The sequence below is a fragment of the Pseudomonas paralactis genome (genome assembly GCF_001439735.1).
Classification (GTDB): Bacteria; Pseudomonadota; Gammaproteobacteria; order Pseudomonadales; family Pseudomonadaceae; genus Aquipseudomonas; species Aquipseudomonas paralactis.
In genome coordinates, this window is sequence record NZ_JYLN01000002.1 from 531,314 (window position 1) to 547,877 (window position 16,564).

Annotated in this window: 10 protein-coding genes; 9 read left to right on the top strand and 1 reads right to left on the bottom strand. The window is 60.1% G+C overall.

What is annotated here, in order from left to right:
* The first annotated feature begins 6 nt into the window (after positions 1 to 6).
* The 9 genes from algK to TX23_RS06655 all read left to right on the top strand — a co-directional run bounded on the left by algK (position 7) and on the right by TX23_RS06655 (position 12,347).
* Positions 7 to 1,455, top strand: a complete 1,449-nt coding sequence (gene algK, locus TX23_RS06615; RefSeq protein ID WP_244885945.1) for an alginate biosynthesis TPR repeat lipoprotein AlgK — start codon at positions 7 to 9, stop codon at positions 1,453 to 1,455.
* Entirely contained in the window at positions 1,452 to 2,942 is a 1,491-nt protein-coding gene (locus tag TX23_RS06620; RefSeq protein WP_057701521.1) for an alginate export family protein, read from the top strand. Before algK ends, TX23_RS06620 begins: the two co-directional genes overlap by 4 nt.
* Positions 2,942 to 4,510: a mannuronan 5-epimerase AlgG gene (gene algG, locus TX23_RS06625; protein ID WP_038448982.1), complete on the top strand. Its 1,569-nt coding sequence runs from the start codon at positions 2,942 to 2,944 to the stop codon at positions 4,508 to 4,510. Before TX23_RS06620 ends, algG begins: the two co-directional genes overlap by 1 nt.
* Positions 4,511 to 4,521: 11 nt before the next feature.
* Positions 4,522 to 5,970 (top strand): alginate O-acetyltransferase, encoded by a 1,449-nt coding sequence (locus TX23_RS06630; protein ID WP_057701759.1) that lies wholly within the window; start codon positions 4,522 to 4,524, stop codon positions 5,968 to 5,970.
* A gap of 8 nt (positions 5,971 to 5,978) precedes the next feature.
* Positions 5,979 to 7,088 carry a mannuronate-specific alginate lyase gene (locus tag TX23_RS06635; RefSeq protein ID WP_057701522.1) on the top strand — a complete coding sequence of 370 codons (1,110 nt, stop codon included), beginning with the start codon at positions 5,979 to 5,981 and terminating at the stop codon, positions 7,086 to 7,088.
* A gap of 228 nt (positions 7,089 to 7,316) precedes the next feature.
* Positions 7,317 to 8,849 carry an MBOAT family O-acyltransferase gene (locus TX23_RS06640; RefSeq protein WP_003188730.1) on the top strand — a complete coding sequence of 511 codons (1,533 nt, stop codon included), beginning with the start codon at positions 7,317 to 7,319 and terminating at the stop codon, positions 8,847 to 8,849.
* A gap of 11 nt (positions 8,850 to 8,860) precedes the next feature.
* The gene (locus TX23_RS06645) at positions 8,861 to 10,036 is read left to right on the top strand and encodes an alginate O-acetyltransferase (RefSeq protein WP_057701523.1); all 1,176 of its coding nucleotides are present in this window, start codon (positions 8,861 to 8,863) and stop codon (positions 10,034 to 10,036) included.
* 16 nt (positions 10,037 to 10,052) lie between these two features.
* Entirely contained in the window at positions 10,053 to 10,709 is a 657-nt protein-coding gene (locus tag TX23_RS06650) for an alginate O-acetyltransferase AlgF (protein WP_005785001.1), read from the top strand.
* A 186-nt stretch (positions 10,710 to 10,895) separates the two neighbouring features.
* The gene (locus TX23_RS06655) at positions 10,896 to 12,347 is read left to right on the top strand and encodes a mannose-1-phosphate guanylyltransferase/mannose-6-phosphate isomerase (protein ID WP_057701524.1); all 1,452 of its coding nucleotides are present in this window, start codon (positions 10,896 to 10,898) and stop codon (positions 12,345 to 12,347) included.
* A gap of 303 nt (positions 12,348 to 12,650) precedes the next feature.
* Here TX23_RS06655 and TX23_RS06660 read toward each other — a convergent pair whose 3' ends face one another.
* Entirely contained in the window at positions 12,651 to 16,379 is a 3,729-nt protein-coding gene (locus tag TX23_RS06660; RefSeq protein WP_057701525.1) for a dermonecrotic toxin domain-containing protein, read from the bottom strand.
* Positions 16,380 to 16,564 lie beyond the last annotated feature (185 nt).

Genomic DNA, 16,564 nt, shown 5'->3' on the forward strand with positions numbered 1-16,564 from the left:
GACTCGGTGCATCAGTTGCACCGCAGCGATGCCATCGCAGGCAAGCCAGCTCCCACACAGAGCAGATTTCACTTGGCCTCTGCGTACTGCGCGCTGGCACTGGCCGTGAGCCTGGCCGGTTGCGCCGGCCTGCCCGACCAGCGCCTGGCCAACGAAGCCCTCAAGCGTGGCGACACCGTCACCGCGCAGCAGAATTACCAGCAACTGGCAGACCTGGGCTACAGCGAAGCCCAAGTGGGCCTGGCCGATATCCAGGTCGGCACCCGCGACCCGGCGCAGATCCAGCAGGCCGAAGCCACTTACCGGGCAGCGGCGGACACCTCGCCACGCGCCCAGGCACGCCTGGGTCGCCTGCTGGCGGCCAAGCCCGGCGCCAGCGAAGCCGAACACCACGAAGCCGAAACGCTGCTGAAAAAAGCCTTTGCCAATGGCGAAGGCAATACCCTGATTCCGCTGGCAATGCTGTACCTGCAATACCCCCACAGCTTTCCCAACGTGAATGCCCAACAGCAGATCAGCCAATGGCAGGCGGCGGGTTACCCGGAGGCCGGTCTGGCCCAAGTGCTGCTGTATCGCACCCAGGGCACCTACGACCAGCATCTGGACGATGTGGAGCGCATCTGCAAAGCCGCGCTGAACACCACGGATATTTGCTACGTGGAGCTGGCCACGGTCTATCAGAAAAAACAGCAGCCGGAACAACAGGCCGAACTGCTCAAGCAAATGGAAGCAGGCTATAGCCGTGGCACCGTCACCGCCCAGCGCGTCGACAGCGTCGCCCGCGTACTCGGTGATGCCACCCTAGGCACGCCAGACGAAAAAACCGCCCAGGCGTTGCTGGAAAAAATCGCCCCTGGCTACCCGGCGTCCTGGGTCAGCCTGGCGCAACTGCTCTACGACTTCCCCGAACTGGGCGACGTCGAGCAGATGATGAAGTACCTGGACAACGGCCGCGCCGCCGACCAGCCACGCGCCGAATTGCTCTTGGGCAAGCTCTACTACGAAGGCAAGTGGGTGCCGGCCGATGCCAAGGCTGCCGAGGCGCATTTCGAAAAAGCCGTGGGCCGTGAAGTGGCCGCCGATTACTACCTCGGCCAGATCTACCGCCGTGGCTACCTGGGCAAGGTTTACCCGCAAAAAGCCCTGGACCACCTGCTGACCGCAGCGCGCAACGGCCAGAACAGCGCCGACTTCGCCATCGCCCAACTGTTTTCCCAAGGCAAGGGCACCAAGCCCGACCCGTTGAACGCCTATGTCTTCAGCCAACTGGCCAAGGCCCAGGACACGCCAGAGGCCAATGACCTGGCCACCCAGCTCGAAGCGCCGCTGACGCCTGCGCAACGCGCCGAAGGCCAACGCCTGGTGCAACAGGAACTGGCCGCCCGCGGCACCCTGGCCCAAAGCACGCTGCAACTGCACGCCCTGCAAGAAGAAGACGGCGAGGAATCCCTATGAAGCTCAACCCATTCGTCAAGGCCGGTATCGGCCTGTCCTTCGCCCTGCTGTGGTCGTGCCCGACCCTGGCCGCGCTCACCGAAGCCAAGAACTTCGGCCTGGAAGTCAAAGCCACCGCGCAGTCTGAAGATGACCGCGACCTCGGCACCCAGAAAGGCGGCGACGTCAACGGCATCGGCCTCGACCTGCGCCCCTGGATCTACGGCGAAAGCGGCGCGTGGAGTGCCTACGCCATGGGCCAGGCAGTAACCTCCAGCGACATCATCGAGACCGACACCCTGCAACAGTCGACCGATGACACCACCGAGCAGCAGTCGAGCAACGACGACCGCAAGGCCAAGAAAAACTACCTGGCCCTGCGCGAGTTCTGGGTCGGCTACAGCGGCTTCACGCCCTACCCCGGCGAGATTCTCAAGTTCGGCCGCCAGCGTCTGCGCAATGATGACGGCCAGTGGCGCGACACCAACATCGAAGCGTTGAACTGGACCTTCGACACCACCTTGCTCAAGGCCAATGTCGGCGCCGCCGAACGCTTCAGCGAATACCGCACCGACCTCAAGGAATTGTCGCCGGTCGACAAGGACCGCCAGCACTTCTACGCCGACGCCGCCTACCAGTGGACACCGGGCCAGTGGATCGGCCTGCGCGGCCACCACACCCACGACGACGGCAAGCTCGACTACGCCGAACCGGGTGTGGCCAGCGACCCGTTGGACAAGCGCGAAAACGGCGACCTGACCTGGCTGGGCATCGAAGCCAACAGCGACGCCTACAACTGGCGCAACACCAACACCGTCAACTACTGGGCGAGCATCACCGGCATGAAAGGCGACCGCGACAAGGTCAACGCCTTGAACGCCGACGGCAGCCGTCCCACCTCCGCCAAGCGCAGCGATGACCTGAGCGGCTGGGCCACCGATATCGGCGTGCGCCTGCGCCTGGATCCGCAGTGGCAAGTGGGTGCAGCGTACTCGCGCGCCAGTGCCGAGTACGAACAGAACGGCCTGCAAAGCAACCGTTCGAACTGGACCGGCACCCAGTCCCGCGTGCATCGCTTCGGTGAAGCGTTTCGCGGCGAAATGAACAACATGCAGTCCATGAGCCTGTTCGGTTCCTGGCAACTGCGCGAGGACTACGACGCCAGCCTGGTGTACCACAAGTTCTGGCGCGTGGACGGCAACAAGCCGGTGGGCAGCAACGGTATCGACGCGGTGCAGAACAACACTGATGACGTTACCGGCGCGATCCTCTCCAGCACCTCCCTGCCCCTTGAAGACGGCAAGAAAGACCTCGGCCAAGAGATGGACCTGGTGGTCACCAAGTACTTCAAGAAAGGCTTGCTGCCCGCCGCGCTGAGCCAGTCGATCGACGAGCCGTCGGCCCTGGTGCGTTTGCGCGCCGGCGTGTTCAAGCCCGGCGATGCCTATGGCAGCCAGGTCGACTCCTACATGCACCGCGCGTTTGTCGACGTGGTCTGGAAATTCTGATGGGAGCCTGCGCCATGAATGCTCAAAGCCTACTCGTCGCGGCAATGCTGATGGCCAGCGCCACAGCGTTCGCCGATACGGCGGCCAAGGCGCCGATCATCGCCAAGGAACTGCAACAGGCCAAGACCTACACCATTTCCAGCCCGCCCACCGCGCCGCTGGAAATGGCCAAGCCGGCGCTGCCCGACCTGTCGGGCTACACCGCGCAGGCGATGGAAAAGAAAATCGTCAAGACCAAGGCCGGCAAGATCAGCATCCGCCGCATGATGCAGGAAGACGCGCTCAAGGACTTTATCGGCGGCGATAACAAGATGGCCGAATGGGTAGTGCGCCAACACGGCATCCCCCAGGCGATCTTTGTCGACGACGGCTACATGAACCTCAAGGACCTGCTGGGCAAGGTGCCCAAGCAGTACTTCAGCGAAACGTCGCCGGGGGTGTTCCTGGCCAAGTTGCCGATCGTGGTGGGCCGTAAAGGTATCCTCGATATCGACAAAAACACCCAGGAACTGCGCCTGTCCCAGCAAGCCGGCTCGTTTTTGATCAACGACGGTCAGCTGTTCGTGCGTGACACCAAGGTCACCGGCTGGGATGAAAAAACCAACGGCCCGGCGCTGTTCAAGTCGGCCAAGGAGTTCCGCCCGTTCCTGCTGGCCTGGGGCGGCACCGAGACCTATATCTCCAAAACCAAGATGGCCAGCTTCGGCTACGCCAACAGTAAGTCGTACGGGGTGAGTATTTCCCAGTACACGCCGAACATGGCCAAGGTGCTCAAGCGCCCTGAGCCAACCGGTTGGATCATCGACTCCGAGTTCTCGGACATGTGGTACGGCTTCTACTGCTACGAGACCACGGGCTTTGTGATCAAGGGCAATACCTACAAAGACAACATCGTCTACGGCATTGACCCCCACGACCGTTCCCACGGCCTGATCATCGCGGACAACACCGTGTACGGCACCAAGAAGAAGCACGGCATCATCATTTCCCGGGAAGTGAACGACAGCTTCATCTTCAACAACCGCAGCTACGACAACAAGCTCTCGGGCCTGGTGATCGACCGTAACAGCGTGAACAACCTGATCGCCGACAACGAGATCTACCGCAACCACACCGACGGCATCACTCTCTATGAGAGCGGCGACAACCTGCTGTGGGGCAACAAGGTGATCAGCAACCGTCGCCACGGGATCCGCGTGCGTAACAGCGTGAACATCAAGCTCTACGAAAACACCTCGATGGCCAACGGGCTGACCGGCGTGTACGGCCACATCAAGGACTTGACCGACACCGACCGCGACATCGCCCTCGACCCGTTTGACGCCAAGGTCTCGCTGATCGTGGTCGGCGGTGAACTGGCGGGTAACGGCAGCGGGCCGCTGTCCATCGACTCGCCGTTGAGTATCGAGCTGTATCGCGTGTCGATGCTGGCGCCGACCAAATCCAGCGGTATCAGCTTCTCCGGCATCCTGGGCGACCGCCAGGAAGAAATTCTCGACCTGCTGGTGCGCCAGCAGAAAGCCGTGCTGATCGACCCCGTCGAACGCCAGACCGAATTGCAGGACTGAGGATGACCCTTATGCACCCACACATGATCAAACTGCTGAGCCTCTCGGGTCTGACCCTCGGCCTGCTGGCGGCCAGCCAGGGCGTACGCGCCGATGAAGGCAAAGCCCCTACCTTCACCGCCGAACCGTGCTGCAGCCTGTGCCCGGCCGCCCATGACGCGAAGAACTACACCACGCGCTACCAGCAGAACTTCACCACCCTGGTGCAAGCCCAGGGCGACTGGTTGTTCCGTACCCAGGAAGACCTGCGCACCGAGTTCGACACCACCCCGGCCGGCTACAAGCGCATGCAGCAGTTGCACGATGCGTTCAAGAGCAAGGGCGTGGAACTGGTGGTGGTCTACCAGCCAACCCGTGGCCTGGTGAACCGCAACAAGCTCAACCCCGAGGAAAAGGCCAAGTACGATTTCGACAAGGCCCTGACCAACTACAAGACCATGCTCGGTCGTTTCGCCAAGATGGGCTACGTGGTACCAGACCTGTCGCCGCTGACCAACGAGCAGTTGCCGGATGAGTTACCGGCCCACGATTTCTACTTCCGTGGCGACCAGCACTGGACCCCATACGGCGCCCAGCGCACCGCGAAAATCGTCGCGGCCAAGGTCAAGCAGATGCCGGAATATGCCGAGATTCCCAAGCGTGAGTTCGAGACCAAGCGCTCGGGCCGCATGGGTAAGACCGGCACCCTGCACAACATGGCCGGGCAACTGTGCGGCACCAGCTATGCGATCCAGTACATGGACCAGTTCACCACCGAACCCAAGGGCGAGGCCGGTGACGGTGACCTGTTCAGCGATTCGGGCAACCCGCAGATCACCCTGGTGGGCACCAGCCACAGTGGCAAGAACTACAACTTCGCCGGCTTCCTCGAAGAAGAAATCGGTGCCGACATCCTCAACGTCGCCTTCCCCGGCGGTGGCCTGGAAGGCTCGATGCTGCAGTACCTGGGCAGCGACGAGTTCCAGAAGACCCCGCCGAAGATCCTGATCTGGGAATTCTCGCCGCTGTATCGTCTCGACCAGGAAACCATCTACCGCCAGATGATGGCGCTGCTGGACAACGGTTGCGAAGGCAAGACCGCGCAGATGTCGGCCAGTACCACGCTCAAACCGGGCAAAAACGAACTGATGGTCAACAGCGCGAACAAAGACCTGCGCAACGCCAACCATCAGGTCGATATCCGCTTCGCCGATCCGTCGGTGAAAACCTTGCAAGCCACCCTCTGGTACATGAACGGGCGCCACGAGGACATCAAGATCGAGAAACCCGAAACATCCGATACAGACGGGCGTTTCGCCTTTGAACTGCGCACCGATGAAGACTGGGCCTCGCAGAACTTGCTGGCCGTGGAAGTGCAGGGCCCTGAAGCGGGCGCTGCGGCGCAGAAGGTTGAAGCGAAAATTTGCACACGCAACGTATTCCCAAGCGGTGGTCAGCAGACCGCCCAACTCGGGAAGTGAGGTTACTTATGCAAAAGTTATTGCTCCCTACCCTGCTGGGCCTGGCCGTGTTTGCCGGTTCCGTGAATGCGGCCGCGCCGCTGCGTCCGCCCCAGGGTTACTTCGCACCGATCGAAGCGTTCAAGACCGGCGACTTCAAGGAAAACTGCGACACCATGCCAACGCCCTACACCGGGCCATTGCAGTTTCGCAGCAAGTACGAAGGTTCGGACAAGGCGCGCTCGACCCTGAATGTGCAGTCCGAAAAAGCCTTTCGCGACAGCACAGCCGACATCACCAAGCTGGAAAAAGACACCAGCAAGCGGGTGATGCAGTTTATGCGTGACGGCCGCCCGCAGCAGCTCGAATGCACGCTGAACTGGCTGGTGTCGTGGGCCAAGGCGGATGCGTTGATGTCCAAAGACTTCAACCACACCGGCAAGTCCATGCGCAAATGGGCGCTGGGTAGCATGGCCTCGGCCTATGTGCGCCTGAAGTTCTCCGAGTCGCACCCGCTGGCCAACCACCAGCAGGAGTCGCAACTGATCGAAGCCTGGTTCAACAAACTGGCCGATCAGGTGGTGAGCGACTGGGACAACCTGCCCCTGGAAAAAACCAACAACCACTCCTACTGGGCTGCCTGGTCGGTGATGGCAACGTCCATCGCCACCAACCGCCGCGACCTGTTTGACTGGGCGGTGAAGGAATACAAGGTCGGCGTGAACCAGGTCGATGACCAGGGTTTCCTGCCGAACGAATTGAAGCGTCAGCAACGCGCCCTGTCGTACCACAACTACGCCCTGCCGCCGCTGTCGATGATCGCCAGTTTTGCCCTGGTCAATGGCGTGGACCTGCGCCAGGAAAACAACAGCGCGCTCAAGCGCCTGGGTGACAAGGTGCTGGCCGGGGTCAAAGACCCGGACATCTTCGAACAGAAGAACGGTAAAGAGCAGGACATGAAGGACTTGAAGCAGGCCATGAAATTCGCCTGGCTCGAACCCTTCTGCACCCTCTACACCTGCGCCCCGGAGGTGATCGAACGCAAGCATGGCATGCAACCGTTCAAGACCTTCCGCCTGGGCGGCGACCTGACCAAGGTCTACGACCCGGCGCATGAAAAAGGCAACAAAGGCAGCTGATACATAGCTCCCGGTTGGACTCGGTCCAACTGTGGGAGCTGGCTTGCCTGCGATAGGGGCCTGACATTCAACATTGATGTCGACTGAAACACCGCCATCGCAGGCAAGCCAGCTCCCACCGTTAACCCGGTTCCTTCAGTGAAATTGCAATACAACCTCCCCCGAAATCGTGGGGGGGTTTGGGGGGGCTCTGGCCCTTGACTGTTGGTTAAACATGGAGAGATCGGGATGGTTTTCTCGTCCAATGTGTTCCTGTTTCTGTTCTTGCCGATCTTTCTCGGCTTGTACTACTTGAGCGGGCAACGCTATCGCAACCTGCTGCTGCTGATTGCCAGCTACGTGTTCTACGCCTGGTGGCGAGTGGACTTCCTGGCGCTGTTCGCGGCCGTCACGCTGTGGAATTACTGGATCGGCCTCAAGGTCGGTGCCGCCGGCGTGCGCACCAAACCGGCACAGCGCTGGCTGTTGCTTGGCGTGGCGGTCGACCTGTGCATCCTCGGCTACTTCAAGTACGCCAACTTCGGCGTCGACAGCATCAATGTGATGATGAAGTCCGCGGGCCTGGAGCCGTTCATCCTCACCCACGTGTTGTTGCCGATCGGGATCTCGTTCTACATCTTCGAGTCCATCAGCTACATCATCGACGTGTACCGTGGTGACACCCCGGCGACCCGCAACCTGATCGACTTCGCGGCGTTCGTGGCGATTTTCCCGCACCTGATCGCCGGTCCCGTGCTGCGTTTTCGCGATCTGGCCGACCAGTTCAACAACCGCACCCACACCCTGGATAAATTCTCCGAAGGCTGCACGCGGTTCATGCAGGGTTTCATCAAGAAGGTCTTTATTGCCGACACCCTGGCGGTGGTGGCCGACCATTGCTTCGCCCTGCAAAACCCCACCACGGGCGACGCCTGGCTCGGCGCGCTGGCCTACACCGCGCAGCTGTATTTTGACTTCTCCGGCTACAGCGACATGGCCATTGGCTTGGGCTTGATGATGGGTTTTCGCTTCATGGAAAACTTCAAGCAGCCCTACATCAGCCAGTCGATCACCGAGTTCTGGCGGCGCTGGCACATCAGCCTGTCCACCTGGCTGCGTGACTACCTGTACATCACCCTGGGCGGCAACCGCAAAGGCACGCTGACCACCTACCGCAACCTGTTCCTGACCATGCTGCTCGGTGGCCTGTGGCACGGCGCCAACATCACCTACATCGTGTGGGGCGCCTGGCACGGCATGTGGCTGGCGATTGAAAAAGCCATCGGCCTGAACACCGCGCCGCGCAGTTTCAATGTGCTGCGCTGGGCCTTCACCTTCCTGCTGGTGGTGATGGGCTGGGTGATCTTCCGCGCCGAAAACCTGCACGTTGCCGGGCGCATGTACGGTGCGATGTTCAGCTTCAGCGAATGGTCGTTGTCTGAACTCAACCGCGCCAACCTTACCGGCCTGCAAGTGGCAACCCTGGTGGTGGCCTACGCAACCCTGGCGTTTTTCGGTCTGCGCGACTTCTACACCAACCGCCCGGCCGACAAGGCCAAGCCAGCCGACCCGAGCCTGATCAAGGCCGTACCCGGCGACAACCCTGGCAGCATCCACGAGCCCGGTTTCAGCGTGGGCCGTGACGCTGCCGTGCAACCGGCCTACTGGACCGCTGACTGGCCACGCTACGCCATGCGCGCGGCGGTGCTGCTGCTGTTCGTGGCGTCGATCCTGAAACTGTCGGCGCAGAGTTTCTCGCCGTTCCTTTACTTCCAATTCTGAGGGAGCCGACCATGACCCGTTCATTACGCGTCCTCTACATAAGCCTGTTCCTGGTGCTGTTGCTGGCACTCGGCGCCTGGTCGCTGCGCAGCTTCTTTGGCTTCAGCACCAACGCCGATGCCACCGTGCTCAACGGTCGCTGGACCAAAGCCGTCGAGACCCACTACGACGACGAGTTCCCGATCAAGCGCCTGGGCACCAACCTGTGGGCCGCGCTGGACTACAAGCTGTTCAATGAAGGTCGCCCTGGCGTGGTGCTGGGCCGCGATCACTGGTTGTACAGCGACGAGGAGTTCAACCCTGCCGTCAACGAAGACCAGAACCTTGAAGGCAATTACGCGCTGGTCGAAGGCGTGCGCCAGAAACTCAAGGCCCAGGGTATCCAACTGGTGATGGCGATCGTGCCGGCCAAGGTACGCCTGTACCCGGAGCACCTGGGTGAGGTGAAACCGGCGAGCATCCACGCCAACCTGTACCAGGACTTCCACGCCCGCGTGGCGGCAGACAACATCCCGGCGCCAGACCTGCTCGGCCCGCTGCAACAGGCCAAGCTCGCCGGCAAGCAGGTGTTCCTGCGTACCGATACCCACTGGACCCCGGACGGTGCCGAAGTCGCCGCCAAGCAATTGGCCAAGTCGATTGCCGACAAGACCCCACTGAGCGGCGAGCCGCAGCGTTTTGTCACCGAGGCCGAGAAAACCGAACCGCATAAAGGCGACCTGCGTTTGTTCCTGCCGCTGGACCCGCTGTTCGAGAACCTGATGCCGCCTAAAGAGCCGCTGGAAAAACGTGTCACCCACCTGGCCGAACAGAAAGGTGATGACGCGCTGTTCAGCGACAGCGAAACCCCAGTGGCTCTGGTCGGTACCAGCTACAGCGCCAACCCCAACTGGAACTTCGTCGGGGCGCTCAAGCAAGCCTTGCACAGCGACGTGGTCAGCTACGCCGAAGACGGCCACGGCCCGATTCTGCCGATGCTCAGCTACCTGAAAAGCGACGACTTCAAGAACAACCCGCCCCAGGTGCTGATCTGGGAATTCCCTGAACGCTATCTGCCCGTGAATAACGAAATCGGTGATGCCGACCCATCGTGGGTTGCGCAGCTTAAACAAGCCGGTTCGCGCCAACAGAACATGGCAAGCAACAACACACCTAAATCCGAGACGCCCGACCGGGCGCAAAACTGAAAGAGAGGTAACTCACATGACTTTCACTACTACTCCTCGTCGTCTCGCCAAGACCCTGGCCATCGCTGCCGGCCTGAGCTTCGTATCGATGTCCGCCTTCGCCGGTGGTGACGCCGCCCTCTACGGCCCAACCGCGCCAAAGGGTTCGAGCTTCGTGCGCATCTACAACGCCAGCAACCAGGAAGTCAGCGCCACCGTCGGCGCCACCAACCTCAGCGACGTTGCACCGCTGGCCAGCAGTGACTTCAGCTTCATGCCCGGCGGTGACTACAGCGCCAAGGTCGGCAGCCAGACCGTGCCGGTCAAACTCGCCGCCGACCACTACTACACCCTGGTCAACAGCGGCAGCGGCCAGCCGCAATTGATCGAAGAACCGCCGTTCAAGAACAAGCAAAAATCCCTGGTGCGCGTGCAAAACCTCAGCGACAAGGCTCTGAGCCTGAAAACCGCTGACGGCAAGACCGACGTGGTCAAGTCGGTGGCTGCCAAGGGCCGTGGCGAGCGTGAGATCAACCCGGTGAAAGTGAGCCTGGCGTTGTATGACGGTGACAAGAAAGTCGGCGATGTGAAGCCGGTTGCGCTGGAGCGTGGTGAGGCCGCGGTGCTGTATGTCACCGGCTCGGGTTCGAGCCTGTCGCCAGTGTGGGTGAAACGCCCCGTGTCGACCCGCTGATTATTTCCCTGAGTTGACACGCCCCCTTGTGGGAGCTGGCTTGCCTGCGATGGCGGTCTTGAAGGCGCCATCGCAGGCAAGCCAGCTCCCACACTGAACGGGTTTCAGCTCAGGACCGAGACAAAAACAAGAGTGAAACGACAAACCTTCGTAGCTCTGACCCATATCGATTCAAGGAGAAACACCATGATCCCAGTAATCCTTTCCGGTGGTAGCGGCTCACGTCTTTGGCCGCTTTCGCGTAAACAGTTTCCCAAGCAATTCCTGGCCCTGACCGGCGAACACACCTTGTTCCAGCAAACCCTGGAACGCCTGGTGTTCGAAGGTATGGACGCCCCCATCGTGGTCTGCAACAAGGACCACCGTTTCATCGTCAACGAGCAACTGAGCGCGCGCAAGCTCGAATGCCAGCGCATCCTGATGGAACCCTTTGGCCGCAACACCGCGCCAGCCGTGGCCCTGACCGCGATGATGCTGGTCAACGAAGGCCGTGACGAGCTGATGCTGGTGCTGCCCGCCGACCACGTGATCGACGACCAGAAAGCCCTGCAACGCGCACTGGCCCTGGCCACCGTGGCCGCCGAGCGTGGCGAGATGGTGCTGTTCGGCGTACCGGCGACCCGTCCGGAAACCGGCTATGGCTATATCAAGTCCACCAATGACTCGCTGCTGCCCGAAGGCGTAAGCCGTGTGCAGCAGTTTGTGGAAAAGCCCGATGAAAAGCGCGCTATCGAGTTTGTCAAAAGCGGTGGCTATTTCTGGAACAGCGGCATGTTCCTGTTCCGCGCCAGCCGCTTCCTCGAAGAGCTGAAAAAACACGATCCGGACATCTACGACACGTGCGTGTTGACCCTGGAGCGCAGTGAGCAGACCCACGACACCGTGACCTTCGACGATGCTACCTTCGCCTGCTGCCCGGACAATTCCATCGACTATGCCGTGATGGAAAAGACCCAACGCGCCTGCGTGGTGCCCCTGGCCGCCGGTTGGAGCGACGTGGGTTGCTGGGCCTCGCTGTGGGCGGTCAATGACAAAGACGCCAACGGCAACGTGAGCAAAGGCGACGTGGTGATCCAGGACAGCCGCAACTGCATGGTGCACGGCAACGGCAAACTGGTGTCGGTGATCGGCCTGGACAACATCGTGGTGGTGGAAACCAAGGACGCGATGATGATTGCCCACAAGGACAAGGTCCAGGGCGTCAAGCAGATGGTCAACACCCTCAACGAACAGGGCCGCAGCGAAACCCAGAACCACTGCGAGGTCTATCGTCCGTGGGGTTCCTACGACTCGGTGGACATGGGCGGACGCTTCCAGGTCAAGCACATCTCGGTCAAGCCGGGCGCGTGCCTGTCGTTGCAGATGCACCATCACCGCGCCGAACACTGGATCGTGGTCAGCGGCACCGCCGAAGTCACCTGTGACGACAACGTGTTCCTGCTCTGCGAGAACCAGTCCACCTACATCCCGATCGCCTCGGTGCACCGCCTGCGCAACCCGGGCAAGATCCCGCTGGAGATCATCGAAGTGCAATCGGGCAGCTATCTGGGTGAAGACGATATCGAGCGGTTCGAAGATATCTACGGTCGCTCGACGCCGGTTGAACGTGGCGTGTCGGTGAAAACTATCGCGCAATAAAACAGTCGTACAAGAAGCCCTCGCCCAGCCCATTGCGTCCCCTATCCGCAGTGGGTTGGGTGGGGGCTTTTTGCTTTAGATTTATGGTGACTGTGCAGGCCTCATCGGGGGCGTAGGTATTTACACAACTTGGGTGTGACGCTGGACCTGTGGGAGGGGGCTTTCCCCGATAACGTCAGCCAACCAACACACCTTTCAAGGTAACCCACCCCAGCCAGCCGCCTACGTCTCCTATCCGCCGCGGTTGGGTGGGACACAACAGCCATCATTGGCCTTTACCGAATATCGGCCAACGCCATGGGCTTATTTTAAAATGGGCGTTTTCCCATGAGAAATAACGCGATCGACTAACTCAGCGTTAGGGCCACCCCGGTACTGCAAAGGAATTTGAAACGGCACATCCACATAGAAAATATGCGGATTATCAGGGCTTTGAATAACATTTAACCCCGACGTATTGATTTCATAGTAGTGCGACATTTTATCCATCGCATTGCCATATTTACGCTTCCCAAAGATGGTTTCTGAAATCTTTTGGGTAGGCATATCCCCTGGCGCCAAGTCGGTAAAGTAATGCCGGCCTCGCGTTCCGGGCAGACGGTTACCGATCAAATCTGAACTTGAAGGTGAAAGGCTCCTGTCGGCCATGATTGCGGCATGTGGTTTACCGCCGGTGTAGTGATAAAAAACATTCTTACCTTTTACCGGTGGCTCCATCAGCGCTTTTTCACCCGGAAAGCTTTCCGGCACTCTTGGTCGCTTATTGGCCGATGGGCCACCTGCCCCGCTAGTCATGTTGACGCGGCCTGAAGAGCTGCCTTGGTCTAACGGACGCTTGCTCGGCCGGGATGTCCCGGTAGCAGTGGGAGCCCCGCCCGGCAATCGGCTCAATCGCCACTCACCGTTACCGGCGGATTCCAGAAATGCTTGAACCCTATAGAGCTTTGACGTCGTCAATGGCGCCTGGGGATCCACGATAGCGACCCGCCCATCGCGTGCGTGGAAGGCCGAATCAATCTGATACACCTTGTTAACCCCGGTACTGTCGGTAAAACGCACGTAAAAATCATTGCCCACGTTATAGGTACCGTCTGGCCTCAAAGGGCGTCCTTTGATGACGTCTTCCGACACGGAGAAGGCGCTCAGACTGACGTTTGGTCGCGTGCCAGCCGTTGGTGCTCTGACGATGACTGGAGGGACTGGCGGGACCACCGGTTTTTTAAACACTGGCCGCAACGGCACGGCACTCACATTGGGAATACCAGAGGCCGCCATTGTGAAATCGGAGTAGACCGCACGCATAGCGCCCGGACTTTTGAGTAGCCGCGGCAAGACTCGGGCATTGGCGCGCAAGGCCGTCACGCCAGCTTTTCCTAAGCGAACCCCCATGGAGATGCCTTTTCCGAGCACGGGCAACAAATCGAGGAAGATGGAGGCCACCTCAACGCCGAACTGAACTTTGTTGATTCTCGATTGGTACGCGACTTCTGCGCTGCTGACGCTTTGGTGGTCCGCGTGATCGATGAGTAACTTTACTTTCTGCTGGTACAGCTCCTCCTGAAAGTTGCCATCGAAGGGTTTGAGCGTCACCGGGGCGCTCGTCAACTTGAGCACCTTGATGAGCGCATCCAGCATACGCAATGGGTTTTTCGTCGTATCGAATGCGCTTTCCTTGATTGCCTGGCCAGCTTTCACCACGTCGTTTTTATCGACCGGTGACGTTCTGCTAGCGGTGTAGAGCCTCCACTCCTTTTTCTCCATCAAAGCGTTCAGGGCGTTCATATCCGCCACTTCGCGAAAACACACGCCATCGGGCGCATTCGGCGTGCACAGCACCAGCGACGCATCTGTGTCATTGCCAATCACCATCGCGCCCTGAACCGGCAACCCACGCTGGATAAGGGCATTGGTGACAATTTTTTTCCCATCCACCAGAGGCCGGTCAGCCGAGTCCGGGTAATCAAGAACAGCCGCAACCCACTGTGCCCCTCGTTTGGTACTGGTGTCTTGGGTAGCGTCTATGGTGTAGGTATTGGGGTTGAGTGCTGCAAGAAAAGCCTCCTTATCCAGCATGTCGCTCAGGTGGGTTTTCCACGCTTTGCGGACTTCGCCGGCAGCACCCGACGAAGCATCCGTGGTCAACGCCTGCTTAAGCATCCTGGTATAGGAGCCTCCCACATCGGCAGTGTTGACCAACGCCTTGAGTTGCTCGGTATTCAGGACGACCTGCTTGCCATCGTCGCCCAGCAGAGGGTTACCGTGAGCATCGGTCAGCGGCAGTTCGAAGGTGAGCTGGGTGAAGTGGCCGTACTGGACGGCTGGAAACTCACTGGGGTTTTTCAGCGCCAGATCAGTCAGCGATACCCGGTCGTGCTTGATGCTGAGCGTATGGCTGCTGCTTTGGCCGCCAGTGTGAGGATTGGAGCGGGTTTCCACCCGCACCATCAGCTTGTCCGCGTCGACCTGTGCAGCAGGGAACTGCCGTTCGATCGCTTCGTTCATCCGGTCGCGGGAAAAGGCACCCAGCGAAGGAAGGGTTGCCAGTGATGAAGCCAATGCATTTGCGCTGCGTGCCTCGGAATGTTCCAGGTAATCAAACACTCCTTCCTGTGCCGGGCTCAGGTTTTTCAGCCACTCGGGGGCCAGCTTGTCAGCCAGTTGTTCATCCCGCGCCGCCATGGCGTTGTCGCCACTGAGCAGGTACGACCAGTCAGCGGCCTCATCCATACGCTTGGTTAGCCGGGGCTGTGTCGATGCCTGGGCGAGATTTGCAACGACTTCCTCCTGCTGGCGCTTGAGCATCCACGGGATGGCCTCGGCCAGCACATCCCCCGTCAAGGGGTCGGCACTCAACATCACATCGTTGCCAGAGGGCGGCTCGGATTTGTTTTGTAACGACAACGGCAGCGTTTGCAACAGTAGCTCAGCGTCGGTACCCGCCCCGTCAAGGCGCTCTGCAATCGCCTGGCGCGCCAGGGCTGGCGTCGCGAACTCCTCGAACCCCTCACCCGGGGTGTACAGCACCACCGGCCCATTGGCCTCATCGAGTGCCAGAGTCCGGCCTTTCGCCCAGACAGGGGGCGTGGCTTCGGAACCGTCGGTGCTGGTGATCAGGAAGCAGCCCGCCATCAAGGCTCCCCGCTCGGTACCGTTATCAACGGTAAGCGGGTAGACGCCTGGGCGGGCGCCATTGGGGAAGGCCGCTTCCCGTTGAGCCAGCGTAGGGTATTGCAGTGCTGCGTCGATCAACCGCTTGCTCGCCGCGCTCAATGTTCCATCACTCACGCGTAATGCCGCCAGCGTCGAGAGTTGTTGCTTGTGCAAGGTCAACAACTGGTCTTGAGGGGCCTGTAGAACCTGAGGGTCTCTCAACGTCGGGCGGGGGGTTGTCCAGAAGGTTTGAAGGGCCGCAGGAAACTGCGTGACGATGCGCTGGGCAATCGTATCCAGGGTCAACTGTGGCGTGACAAGGATGCTCGGGCCGGCGTCGGTGGTCAGGGTAAAAATGCCGGACTGTTCACCGTCGTCAACGACGGGCTGCTGGCCAGGATTGACCAGCAAATTCACAACCTTCCCTCTCAAGGCCTCCAGCACCGTCTCGGACGACAGTGTTTTGATAGAGCCATCGTCCTGCCTGACCCAGCGCTTGAAGATCAGGTCTTTTGGCCTCAGGGGCGAGCCGTGCGCAAACATTTGGTCCACTTGCTCGCGCACGAAGTCCTGAAAGCTCGGCTGCTCACCGTGCAAACGCTGCATGTCGCGGGATTGAAGAGCGTGTTGGGTGACGAACGCCTCCTGATGGCTAATCTTGAATTGCTGCATGAGCCGTGGGTACTCCAGCCTGGCGGGGGAGATGCCGGCCGAGGCGGGAAGAGGAATACCATCCGGCGCGTAGGTCGATACCGGCGGCAGGTGACCAGGGAGTTGCGTAGATGTTTCGGCGCCAATATCGGTTTGGGCGGCCAATGCGTTTGGGGCTACAACGCTTTGTGGGGAAGCACGGCGGGTCGAGTTTTCGGTCGCTGCGAACATGAAATGAACCTTACATAGAGGAGTTTAACGTCACCGTTACGTCCCTGTAGGTCGTCAGATAAGTGGACGTTTAATGGGCCCCGGTTCCTGCCAAGAATGTAAGTTCACTTATCAGATCGCTGTGAGTTCTGTTGAAAATATAAGACCACGTATCAACCCGGCACTCACCTCAAGGTAATCAATCC

Bases quoted from the DNA above. Each gene is read 5' to 3' on its own strand.
- TX23_RS06645 (WP_057701523.1), top strand. From the start codon at position 8,861: ATGACCCGTTCATTACGCGTCCTCTACATAAGCCTGTTCCTGGTGCTG.
- TX23_RS06650 (WP_005785001.1), top strand. From the start codon at position 10,053: ATGACTTTCACTACTACTCCTCGTCGTCTCGCCAAGACCCTGGCCATC.
- algG (WP_038448982.1), top strand. From the start codon at position 2,942: ATGGGAGCCTGCGCCATGAATGCTCAAAGCCTACTCGTCGCGGCAATG.
- TX23_RS06655 (WP_057701524.1), top strand. From the start codon at position 10,896: ATGATCCCAGTAATCCTTTCCGGTGGTAGCGGCTCACGTCTTTGGCCG.
- TX23_RS06635 (WP_057701522.1), top strand. From the start codon at position 5,979: ATGCAAAAGTTATTGCTCCCTACCCTGCTGGGCCTGGCCGTGTTTGCC.
- TX23_RS06640 (WP_003188730.1), top strand. From the start codon at position 7,317: ATGGTTTTCTCGTCCAATGTGTTCCTGTTTCTGTTCTTGCCGATCTTT.
- TX23_RS06620 (WP_057701521.1), top strand. From the start codon at position 1,452: ATGAAGCTCAACCCATTCGTCAAGGCCGGTATCGGCCTGTCCTTCGCC.
- TX23_RS06630 (WP_057701759.1), top strand. From the start codon at position 4,522: ATGCACCCACACATGATCAAACTGCTGAGCCTCTCGGGTCTGACCCTC.
- TX23_RS06660 (WP_057701525.1), bottom strand. From the start codon at position 16,379: ATGTTCGCAGCGACCGAAAACTCGACCCGCCGTGCTTCCCCACAAAGC.